10 protein-coding genes are annotated in these 10,135 nt (G+C 65.3%); 7 read left to right on the top strand and 3 right to left on the bottom strand.

Translation table 11 applies throughout. The annotated features are described in order from the left end of the window. Positions 1 to 16: 16 nt before the first annotated feature. Positions 17 to 676: a TetR/AcrR family transcriptional regulator gene (locus CH296_RS16720; protein ID WP_094685263.1), complete on the bottom strand. Its 660-nt coding sequence runs from the start codon at positions 674 to 676 to the stop codon at positions 17 to 19. Positions 677 to 745: 69 nt separating this feature from the next. Here CH296_RS16720 and CH296_RS16715 point away from each other — a divergent pair, with 69 nt between their 5' ends. From CH296_RS16715 to CH296_RS16705, 3 genes are read left to right on the top strand one after another with little or no spacing between them, the layout of a single operon-like run. After that, on the top strand, positions 746 to 2,317 hold the full coding sequence (locus CH296_RS16715; protein WP_045199242.1) for an NAD(P)/FAD-dependent oxidoreductase: 1,572 nt from the start codon (positions 746 to 748) through the stop codon (positions 2,315 to 2,317). Next, the gene (locus tag CH296_RS16710; RefSeq protein ID WP_094685262.1) at positions 2,314 to 3,147 is read left to right on the top strand and encodes an SDR family oxidoreductase; all 834 of its coding nucleotides are present in this window, start codon (positions 2,314 to 2,316) and stop codon (positions 3,145 to 3,147) included. Before CH296_RS16715 ends, CH296_RS16710 begins: the two co-directional genes overlap by 4 nt. A gap of 12 nt (positions 3,148 to 3,159) precedes the next feature. Further along, the gene (locus tag CH296_RS16705) at positions 3,160 to 4,116 is read left to right on the top strand and encodes an alpha/beta hydrolase (protein ID WP_094685261.1); all 957 of its coding nucleotides are present in this window, start codon (positions 3,160 to 3,162) and stop codon (positions 4,114 to 4,116) included. On the opposite strand, the gene CH296_RS16700 is transcribed toward CH296_RS16705, so the two are convergent. Next, positions 4,072 to 4,962, bottom strand: a complete 891-nt coding sequence (locus CH296_RS16700) for a glycine betaine ABC transporter substrate-binding protein (protein ID WP_094685260.1) — start codon at positions 4,960 to 4,962, stop codon at positions 4,072 to 4,074. The genes CH296_RS16705 and CH296_RS16700 overlap by 45 nt on opposite strands. A gap of 204 nt (positions 4,963 to 5,166) precedes the next feature. On the opposite strand from CH296_RS16700, the gene CH296_RS16695 reads away from it, so the two are divergent. The 4 genes from CH296_RS16695 to CH296_RS16680 are packed head-to-tail and all read left to right on the top strand — an operon-like array spanning position 5,167 to position 8,643. Continuing rightward, positions 5,167 to 6,141 carry an ABC transporter substrate-binding protein gene (locus tag CH296_RS16695; RefSeq protein WP_045199238.1) on the top strand — a complete coding sequence of 325 codons (975 nt, stop codon included), beginning with the start codon at positions 5,167 to 5,169 and terminating at the stop codon, positions 6,139 to 6,141. Continuing rightward, positions 6,141 to 7,292, top strand: coding sequence for an ABC transporter ATP-binding protein (locus CH296_RS16690; RefSeq protein ID WP_094685259.1), 1,152 nt, complete (start codon positions 6,141 to 6,143; stop codon positions 7,290 to 7,292). The genes CH296_RS16695 and CH296_RS16690 overlap by 1 nt, the downstream gene beginning before the upstream one ends. Next, positions 7,289 to 7,954: an ABC transporter permease gene (locus CH296_RS16685; protein ID WP_032394115.1), complete on the top strand. Its 666-nt coding sequence runs from the start codon at positions 7,289 to 7,291 to the stop codon at positions 7,952 to 7,954. The genes CH296_RS16690 and CH296_RS16685 overlap by 4 nt, the downstream gene beginning before the upstream one ends. Continuing rightward, positions 7,951 to 8,643, top strand: coding sequence for an ABC transporter permease (locus CH296_RS16680; RefSeq protein ID WP_032394114.1), 693 nt, complete (start codon positions 7,951 to 7,953; stop codon positions 8,641 to 8,643). The genes CH296_RS16685 and CH296_RS16680 overlap by 4 nt, the downstream gene beginning before the upstream one ends. A gap of 76 nt (positions 8,644 to 8,719) precedes the next feature. On the opposite strand, the gene CH296_RS16675 is transcribed toward CH296_RS16680, so the two are convergent. Further along, complete coding sequence (locus CH296_RS16675; protein ID WP_094685258.1) at positions 8,720 to 9,925, bottom strand: NADP-dependent malic enzyme; 1,206 nt, start codon at positions 9,923 to 9,925, stop codon at positions 8,720 to 8,722. Between the last annotated feature and the right edge of the window lie 210 nt (positions 9,926 to 10,135).

The raw sequence follows: 10,135 nt of genomic DNA, 5'->3' as shown, positions 1-10,135 counted from the left end.
ACACGGCGGGGCGGGATCAGGCGTCTGCGGCGGCGTCTCGGTCGGCACCCAGGAGTGCGGAGATCATGTCCGGTGCCAGCGCGACGGCAGGCAGAGCATTGACGTTGAGGTCGATCAGTTCGTCGCGGCCGAGCTCCGGTGCGGTGAGCCAGTTGATGGTCGTTTCCTCGACGAATGCGATCCAGCCGCGAACGGCCAGCACGATGGTGGGGGTCACCTCGATGTCGAGTCCCCCGAGTTGCGCGAGGGTTCGCTCGGCCATGGCGGAGCGAGTCTCCTCGAACACCGCGCGCATCTGCGGATCGCCACTGGGGGTGCCGCGCAGGAGTGAGACGTACATCTGTCGCTTGTCGGTGACGTAATCGACGTAGTTGGCGATGGAGTCGCGCAGAATCTCGTACGGTGGCAGCGACGGATCGGGTGCGGTGCGCTCGAGCATGACGCGCGAGGATTCACGCACGATTTCGAGGTGGAAGTCCTGCTTGGAGGCGAAGTAGTGGAACAGCAGACCTCGGGAGACGCCGGCTTGATCGGCGATGTCCTCGACTGAGATCTGCTCGAGGGGGCGGCCGGCGAGCATTTCGGTACCGAGCTCGATCAGTTGGGCTCGTCGTTGTTGCGGACTGAGTCTCGTCCTCTTCGTGGTCGGTGCGCCGGGACTGTTCACGAACGCCATGCAACCACCCTACTGAATGTTAGTCAATAACTATTGACTCACACTCAATAAGCTTCTACGCTCCCCTACATGAGTCTTCCCGTAACAGATACTTCGGACCGTGCAACGACGCCGCGTCACGTCGATACGCTGATCATCGGCAGCGGGTTCGCCGGCCTCGGTGCCGCGATCAAGCTGACGAAGGCAGGCAAGAAGGACTTCGTCGTCATCGAACGTGGCCACGACGTCGGCGGCACCTGGCGCGACAACACCTACCCCGGTGCTGCCTGCGACGTGCCGTCGCACCTGTACTCGTACTCGTTCGCCCTGAACCCGAACTGGACTCGGTCGTTCTCCACACAGCCCGAGATCCAGAAGTACATCGCCGGGGTGGCGCGCAAGTACGGCGTCATGGACAAGCACGTGTTCGGCACGGATGTGACCTCGGCCCGCTGGAACGCCGAGACCAACCGCTGGGATGTTCAGACCACCTCCGGCAACTACACCGCGAAGATCGTCGTCTCGGCCGTCGGCGCACTGTGTGAGCCGAATCTGCCCGACATCAAGGGCATTCACGACTTCGAGGGCGACGTCTTCCACTCCGCTCAGTGGAACCACGACGTCTCGTTGGCGGGCAAGCGCGTCGCCGTCATCGGCACCGGCGCCTCCGCCATCCAGATCGTGCCCGCCATCGCAGGCCAGGTGGAACATCTGGACGTGTACCAGCGCACCGCGCCGTGGATCCTTCCCCGCGCCGATCGCCCGTACACCAAGCTCGAGCGCTTCGCCTTCAAGCACGTTCCCGGGTTCCAGCGCCTGTCGCGGGCCGGCATCTACGCGATGCGCGAGACCCAGGTCGTCGGTCTGGCCAAGGCTCCGGCCTTCATGAAGCCGCTGCAGTGGGCGTCGGAGAACCACCTGCGCACCCAGATCAAGGACAAGGCACTGCGCGCCAAGGTGACGCCGAACTTCCGCATCGGCTGCAAGCGCATGTTGATCTCCAACGCGTACTACCCGGCTCTCGCACAGAGCAACGTCGACCTCGTGACCGACGGCATCGCCGAGATCCGCAAAGGATCGATCGTCACCAAGGACGGCACCGAGCGGCCGATCGATGCGCTCGTCGTCGCCACCGGCTTCCACGTCACCGACTCCCCCGCCTACCAGGGCATCATCGGCAAGGACGGCCGCACGTTGGCCGAAACCTTCGACGACGGCGGCCAGCAGGGCTACAAGGGGGCAGCGGTCGCGAACTTCCCCAACATGTTCTTCCTGGTGGGACCGAATACGGGCCTCGGCCACACCTCGATGGTCTTCATGATCGAATCGCAGATCAACTACCTCGTCGACGCGTTGGACACCATCGACAAGCACGACATCGGCACCATCGAGGTGCGCAAGGACGTGCAGGACGAGTACAACGTGACGTTGCAGGATCAGCTCGCCAAGAGCGTATGGATGAACGGCGGATGCGCCAGCTGGTACCTCGACAAGCACGGCAACAACACCACGCTGTGGCCGGGCTTCACGTTCGAGTTCCGCAGAATCACCAAGCAGTTCGATCTCGATGCGTACCGTAGCGTCGCTACCGCAGACCTGCCCTCCGGATCGTCGGCGAACAACTCCGCCGGCAACAACACAGACAAGGTGTCCGCACGATGAGCACATTCACAGGCAAGGTGGCCGTCGTCACCGGCGCGGGTTCGGGAATCGGCCGCGCACTGGCCCTCGAGCTGGCCGGCCGTGGAGCGAAACTGGCGCTGTCCGACGTCGACACCGCCGGACTCGACGAGACGGTCCGACGAGTCGAAGCACTCGGCGCGGAGGTGAAGTCGGATTTCCTCGACGTCTCCCAGCGCGAGACCGTCCTGGATTACGCCGACGCCGTCGTCGCGCATTTCGGCAAGGTCAACCAGATCTACAACAACGCAGGCATTGCCTACCACGGTGACGTCGACAAGTCCTCGTTCAAGGACATCGAGCGCATCGTCGACGTCGATTTCTGGGGAGTCGTCAACGGCACCAAGGCTTTTCTGCCGCACATCCAGGCCTCCGGTGACGGCCACATCATCAACATCTCCAGCCTCTTCGGACTGTTGGCGATTCCGTCGCAGTCCGCGTACAACGCGGCCAAGTTCGCCGTACGCGGGTTCAGCGAATCGCTCCGCATCGAGATGTTGATCTCGAAGGCTCCGGTGAAGGTGACAGTGGTTCACCCCGGTGGCATCAAGACCGCCATCGCTCGCAACGCCACCGTGGCCGAGAACTACGACCAGGCCGATTTCGCGAAGTTCTTCGACACCAAGCTCGCCAAGACCACCCCGATCGACGCGGCCAAGACCATCCTGAAGGGTGTCGAGAAGGGCAAGGGACGCGTTCTCATCGGTTCCGACGCCATTGCACTCGACCTGCTCCAGCGCATCACCGGATCGCGTTACCAGGGCCTGATCGCCGCAGTGTCCAAGCGCGCGCTGCCGCGCACGAAGAAGTAGGCGGGTCACGTCGTGGAGTCCTTCTACGTTCCCCTGCCGATCGTCGCGGCTGCGCTGAAGCCGTTCTATCGCCTCGCGCTGAATGCGCGATTCTCGTTTCGGACGCAGCGGCTGATCCTCGAGGCCGCAGCTCCCGTGCAAACGCTTCCGCACGGAACGGTCTCGCAGAAGATGACACTCGCGGGCCGTCGAGCCGAGCGCGTCACCGTCGGGGCAACCGAACGCGACACCGCGATCCTGTACCTGCACGGCGGCGCGTACACGATCGGATCCATCAACACGCACCGGTCACTGGCCGCACATCTGGCCCGGGAATCGGCCAGTGCTGTCTACGTGCTCGATTACCGGTTGGCACCGGAGAACCCGTACCCGGCAGGTCTGGACGACGCCGTGGCGGCGTTCCGCGAGCTGGTTCGTGTCCACGGATTCACTGCGGACCGCATCGCGATTGCCGGCGATTCGGCCGGTGGCGGTCTCTCGGTCGCCGCTGCCCGGCGCCTGGTGGACGACGGCACCAGCCCGGCTGCCCTCGGCCTGATCTCGCCCTGGGTCGATCCCGGAGCTCGCGACGCCGCCAAGGACCGCGACATGGTGGTCAACACCGGGTGGTCCTACAGCTCGGCCGATGCGTATCTGGGTGCGGGCGATCCGCTGGACCAGGGTTTCGCCCCACTGCTGGGCAACCTGGACGGTTTGCCGCCGATCGTCATGCACGTCGGTACCGACGAGGTGCTGTACGCGCAGATCACTGCGTTCGCGGACAAGCTGCGCCTGTCGGGTGTCGAGCTCGAACACGTGGAGTACAAGAAGCTCTGGCACGTGGCCCATCTGCAGGCGTCGATTCTGCGTGAGGCGGCCCAGGCCGTCCAGCACATGGGCTCGTACCTCGGCCGCAAGCTCCGAGCCGCGCAGCCGACCGGACCGTCAGAGGTTGCGCTCGCCGAGCCAACGGCCGGCGACATCGCCTGACGGAACTCCGTTGCGGACCTCGCCGATCATCTCGGCGAGGTCCGCAGTCGTCAGCTCACCCGCCACCACCGAGAACGACCTCACAGCACTCTCGTCGAGCACTCCGTCGGCATAGAGCGGCACCACGTTCTGCGCCGGATACACGTGGTCGTCGTCGGGCAGCGTTGTCAGGTCCTTCGCCAGCGGGCCGAACGACGTGGTGCGAATCGCCAGCACGTCGACTTCTCCGGCGTTCAAGCCGTCGACGGCGGACTGCGCATCGGCATACGGGGTGACATCGGTGAGCGACGCCCCTGTGAACGTGGGACTCCTCGTACCCTGCGCAAGGACGTCCATCGGATCGACCTGGCCGTCGACGATTCCCACCGATCTTTCCTCACGACCCAGGAAATCCGTCACCGTCTCGTCGCCCGATTCACTGCCCGACGCCACCGCGATGGCCAGTCGATCCTCGGCGGTGGCGTAATCCCCCACCGACAACCCGGCCGGCAGTGATCGGTTCAGTTCCGTGTACACGTCCTCGGCCTCGGTTGCCTCGGAAAGACCGTCGAAGGTGCGCAACAGCTCGCCCGTGAGGTCGGGAACCATCGTCACCTCACCGCGGTCCAGCGCCGCGAGGTAGTCGGCCCGATCGCCCAGCTCCTCCTTCACCTCGACCTCCGCTCCTGTCGACCGCAGTCCCCCGGCGTAGATCTGCGCGAGCAGACGCGACAGCTCCGAATTGCCCGCTCCGACGACGACGGGCACCGCAGCAGGGTCGGTCGATGCACTCGCACTGCAACCGCCGACCAGACCGGCGATCGACATCACCAGGGCTGCTGCCAGAACCGACGATCGCACTGTCATTTTCTCCTGTTCACTGCCCATGTGGTTTACCGATCCCGACCGCGGGGCACTAGTGCGAACGAGACGGTAGTCGAACCAACCTTATGGGCACGCCGAATTCGACTACCATCCCGAGCAGCCCGAGTCCTGGTTCTTCCGTTGCCCCCCCCGGGGGCAGATCGGCGGAAATGGGTAGGACTGTGCCCGAACCGATGGAAGGACACCATGACCACCTCCCGCATCACGCGTGCGTTCTCCGCTCCGAGGGCAGTGGCAGCTGTTGCCGCACTCGCTCTCTCGGTCACCGCCCTGACCGCCTGCGGCGGCAATTCGGATCCACTCTCGAGCGGTGGCGGCGAGACCAACAGCGACACGAACTCCATCATCATCGGCTCCGCCAACTTCCCCGAGTCCGAGACCGTGGCGAACATCTACGCCGAGGCGTTGCGCGCCAATGGTTTCGAGGTGAGCACCAAGCTCAACATCGGCAGCCGTGAGGCCTACATTCCCGCAGTGCGAGACGGGTCGATCGACCTGATCCCGGACTACACCGGAAACCTGCTGCAGTACTTGGACGAATCCGCGACCGCCACCTCGTCCGAGGACGTCCTGGCCGCACTTCCTGCCGCCCTGGGCGACGATCTCACCGTGACGGCGCAGGCACCGGGCGAGGACAAGGACGCAGTCGTCGTCACTCGCCAGACCGCCACCGAACGCAACCTCACCACCATCGGCGACCTCGCACCGTTCTCCTCCGAGGTGACCTTCGCCGGTACCCCGGAGTTCCAGGAGCGCGTCGGCGGCCTGCCCGGTCTGCGAGACAAGTACGGCCTGGACATCTCGCCCGGCAACTACATCCCGATCTCCGACGGCGGCGGCCCGGCCACGGTCGAGGCACTCGTCTCCGGGCAGGTCGTCGCGGCGGACATCTTCACCACCGCGCCCTCGATCGCACAGAACGATCTCGTGGTCCTCGAAGACCCGGAGAACAATTTCGCGGCCCAGAACATCATTCCGGTGCTGCGTACGGCCAAGCAGTCCGACAAGCTCACTCAGGTGCTCGACGCCGTGTCGGCGCAGATCACCACCGAAGAGCTGATCGCACTGAACACCTCGGTCTCGGGTGACGAGAAGGTCGAGCCGGCGGCAGCAGCAGCGGCGTGGGTCAAGGACAAGGGCCTGGACCAGCCGGTCAGCTGATGATCACCTTCGAGCACGTCAACAAGACCTATCCGGATGGCACCACAGCGGTCGACTCCTTGGACCTGGTGATCGAGCCACACTCGTTCACCGTGTTCGTGGGGCCGTCCGGCTGCGGCAAGACCACCTCGATGCGAATGATCAATCGCATGATCACTCCCACCTCGGGTGTGATCACGGTCGACGGGCGCAACATCGCCGACATCGACGCGGTGAAGCTGCGCCGCGGCATCGGTTACGTGATTCAGAGTGCCGGCTTGTTGCCGCACCGTACCGTCGTCGACAACGTCGCCACGGTGCCGGTACTGAACGGCGAACCGCGTCGCGCCGCACGCAAGGCTGCACTCGACGTCCTCGAGCGAGTCGGCCTGGACCCGGCGTTCGCCTCGCGCTACCCGGCGCAACTGTCCGGTGGGCAGCAACAGCGGGTGGGCGTGGCCCGGGCGCTGGCCGCCGACCCACCGATCCTGCTGATGGACGAGCCCTTCAGCGCGGTCGACCCGGTGGTGCGTGAAGAACTGCAGATCGAGATGCTGCGCCTGCAGGCCGACCTGAAGAAGACGATCGTCTTCGTCACCCACGACATCGACGAGGCCGTCCGGCTCGGCGATCGCATCGCGGTCTTCGGGCCGCAGGGCCGACTGCAGCAGTACGACAAGCCCGAGACCGTACTCGCCGCACCGGCAACGTCTTTCGTGGCGTCGTTCGTCGGCCGCGATCGCGGCTACCGCGGGCTGTCGTTCAGATCGGCGCAGGCTGTGACCATGCACCCGATCCACACGGCGACGCAGGACGAGATCGAGGGCCTCCGACTGGACCAGGGGCAGTGGGTGCTCGTCGTCGACGAACAGCGCCGACCGCTCGGGTGGATCGACGCGACCGGGGTCGAGAAGGTGCGGGGCGGCAGCAGCATCGACGAGAGCACGGCAGCGGGCGGCTCGCTGTTCCTCGAGGGCGGCGATCTGCGTCAGGCACTCGACGCCGCGATCTCCTCGCCGTCGGGAATCGGCGTCGCGGTCGATGGTGCCGGGGCTGCCGTGGGCAGCGTCGACGGTGCGGAGATCCTCGAACACCTTGCTGCGCAACGTAAGTCGGAGGACTCGGAACGCAACCGGCATCACTTCCTCGCCAGCGGGGACGCCGAACAGTGACCTGGCTGCTGGACAACTTCGGTGTGGTCCTCGGCTACACGAAGACGCACCTCTATCTCTCGCTCGTCCCGCTGTTCGTCGGGTTGCTCATCGCCATCCCGCTGGGCACCGTCATTCGCAACACTCGCTGGGTTCGTCGAATCACGTTGACGGTGGCCAGTATCGCGTTCACCCTGCCCTCGCTCGCCCTGTTCGTCACCATCCCCGCAGTGGTCGGTCTACCGGTACTCGATCCACTGAACGTGGTGATCGCCCTGTCGGTGTACTCGACCGCACTGCTGGTGCGCGCGGTCCCCGAGGCCCTCGACTCGGTGCCGTTCGCCGTGGTCGATTCTGCCGAGGCGATGGGCTACTCGTCGCTGCGGCGAGCGGTGACCGTCGAACTGCCCCTGGCGCTTCCGGTGCTGATCGCGAACATCAGAGTCGTTGCGGTCACCAACATCTCACTGGTCTCGGTGGGCTCGGTGATCGGCATCGGCGGTCTCGGCCAGCTCTTCACCCAGGGCTACCAGCGTGACTATCCCGACCAGATCTTCGCAGGCATCATCTCGATCGTGTTCCTGGCGTTGATCTTCGACGCGGCCCTGTTCCTGCTGGGGCGTCGACTCACTCCGTGGACGCGACTGAACACGGGCTCGTCGAAGAAGAAGGCACGCGCATGAATCTCTTCTCCGAGGCGTTCTCGTACATTCTCGACGGCGGAAACTGGGCCGGGCCGACGGGAATCGGCGCACGACTGATCGAGCACATGTGGTACAGCCTGCTGGCAGTGTTGCTCTCGGCTGCCGTCGCGGTTCCGGTGGGTCTGCTCATCGGTCACCTGCGCCGCGGTGAGGCCGTCGTCGTCGGCCTCGTCAACGCGTTGCGGTCGCTGCCGACCCTCGGCATTCTCGTGTTTCTGGTTCTGGTGATCGGACTCGGACTGGTTCCGCCGATCATCGCGTTGGTGCTGCTCGGTATTCCTCCGCTGTTGGCAGGCACGTACTCCGGCATCGCCAACGTGGACGCCAACGTGGTCGACGCCGCCCGCGCGATGGGGATGACCGAAACGCAAGTGCTGTTTCGGGTCGAGATCCCCAACGCGCTGCCGCTGATCCTCGGTGGATTGCGCAACACCACACTGCAGATCATCGCCACCGCGACCATCGCGGCCTACGTCAACCTCGGTGGGCTCGGCCGCTACATCTTCGACGGGCTCGCGCTCTACGACTACGGCCGCGTTCTCGTCGGCGCGATTCTGGTGGCTCTGCTGACCCTGATCGTCGACGGCCTGCTCGCCCTCGCGGTGTGGACGTCGGTGCCGGGAACCGGTCGCCTGCGGCGGATGCCGACCGGACTCGCGAAAGTCTGACTCGTCCCACCACGAAAGACACCGGCGAACCGCTGGCCCGGGTGGGGCCGGGTTCGCCGGTGTTTCTTCCGTTTTCCTACGCGACGCCCTCGGCTCGCGCTGCTGCCGCAACTGCGTCCGCAACGGCCGGGGCGACACGAGGATCGAGTGGGCTGGGCACGATCTTGTCCGCAGCCAACTCGTCGCCGAGAACCGAGAGGATTGCCTCGGCAGCGGCGAGCTTCATGCCTTCGGTGATACGGCGGGCACCGGCGTCGAGTGCGCCCTTGAACACACCGGGAAAGGCGAGAACGTTGTTGATCTGGTTCGGGAAGTCGCTTCGTCCGGTGGCCACGATGGCGGCGTACTTCCTCGCCACCTCCGGATGGATCTCCGGATCCGGATTGGACAGTGCGAACACGATGGAGTCCGGGGCCATCGACGCGATGTAGTTCTCGTCGACCTTGCCTGCGGACAGACCGAGGAACACGTCGGCTCCGGCGAGGGCGTCGACCGCACCGCCCGACAGTGCACGGGGGTTGGTACGCGCGGCGAGATCGGTCTTGACGCTGTTGAGGTCCGAGCGGTCGGCGGACACGATGCCCTTCGAGTCCAGCACCACCACGTCCCCGATGCCGGCCAGAAGCAGCATGTTCGCGCACGCGACTCCCGCTGCCCCGGCTCCGGATACGACGACCTTCAGTTCGGACGTACTGCGGCCCTGAACCTTCGCAGCCCCGTTGAGAGCAGCGAGTACGACGATGGCGGTGCCGTGTTGGTCGTCGTGCATGACGGGGCATTCGAGCGCCTCGATGACGCGCTTCTCGATCTCGAAACAGCGCGGTGCCGAGATGTCTTCGAGGTTGACGGCACCGAAGCTGTGCCGCATCCGCACGATGGTCTCGACGATCTCGTCGACGTCGTTGGTGTCGAGCACGATCGGAATGGAGTCGAGGCCCGCGAACTTCTTGAACAGCGCGGCCTTGCCCTCCATCACCGGCAACGACGCGCGCGGACCGATGTCGCCCAAGCCGAGCACTGCGGAACCGTCGGAGATGACGGCCACGAGGCGATCGGTCCAGGTGTATCGCTTGGCCAGCGAGGCGTCGGCGGCGATGGCGCGGCTGACCTGCGCCACTCCGGGGGTGTAGGCGATCGAGAGATCGCGCTGCGTGTCGAGCGGCGCTGCCAACTCGACCGACAGCTTGCCGCCGAGATGCCCGGCGAAGATCTCCTCGTCGGTGATCGCCGCCGGTCCTGCCGGTGCGGTGTGTGTTGCTGCGGTGTCTTCGACTGCCGTCACGGTGAAAGCTCCTCGCACTGTCGACCTCGACCAGCAAGGCGACGAAGTGTCAACGAAGTGAGTGGTGGAAATGAGGGCCCGTCGGAGTGCGCCAGTGCTGGCTGCAAACTGCCGAGAGCGTGTCTCGCATGTGAGGCGGGTACGCCTGCACGATCAGCGATGGGCTGTAGCCCTGTCGGTGCCCCAGTGTGCCATATCGCCGCCCCACCT

The organism is Rhodococcus sp. 14-2496-1d, assembly GCF_002259365.1.
GTDB lineage: Bacteria > Actinomycetota > Actinomycetes > Mycobacteriales > Mycobacteriaceae > Rhodococcoides.
The sequence above is the reverse complement of the archived record's forward strand: the minus strand, read 5'-3'. Positions and strand labels throughout refer to the sequence as shown.

What these genes read in the sequence shown, in the direction of transcription:
- CH296_RS16720 (WP_094685263.1), bottom strand. Translation starts at nt 676, where the DNA reads ATGGCGTTCGTGAACAGTCCCGGCGCACCGACCACGAAGAGGACGAGA.
- CH296_RS16715 (WP_045199242.1), top strand. Translation starts at nt 746, where the DNA reads ATGAGTCTTCCCGTAACAGATACTTCGGACCGTGCAACGACGCCGCGT.
- CH296_RS16690 (WP_094685259.1), top strand. Translation starts at nt 6,141, where the DNA reads ATGATCACCTTCGAGCACGTCAACAAGACCTATCCGGATGGCACCACA.
- CH296_RS16680 (WP_032394114.1), top strand. Translation starts at nt 7,951, where the DNA reads ATGAATCTCTTCTCCGAGGCGTTCTCGTACATTCTCGACGGCGGAAAC.
- CH296_RS16700 (WP_094685260.1), bottom strand. Translation starts at nt 4,962, where the DNA reads ATGACAGTGCGATCGTCGGTTCTGGCAGCAGCCCTGGTGATGTCGATC.
- CH296_RS16695 (WP_045199238.1), top strand. Translation starts at nt 5,167, where the DNA reads ATGACCACCTCCCGCATCACGCGTGCGTTCTCCGCTCCGAGGGCAGTG.
- CH296_RS16710 (WP_094685262.1), top strand. Translation starts at nt 2,314, where the DNA reads ATGAGCACATTCACAGGCAAGGTGGCCGTCGTCACCGGCGCGGGTTCG.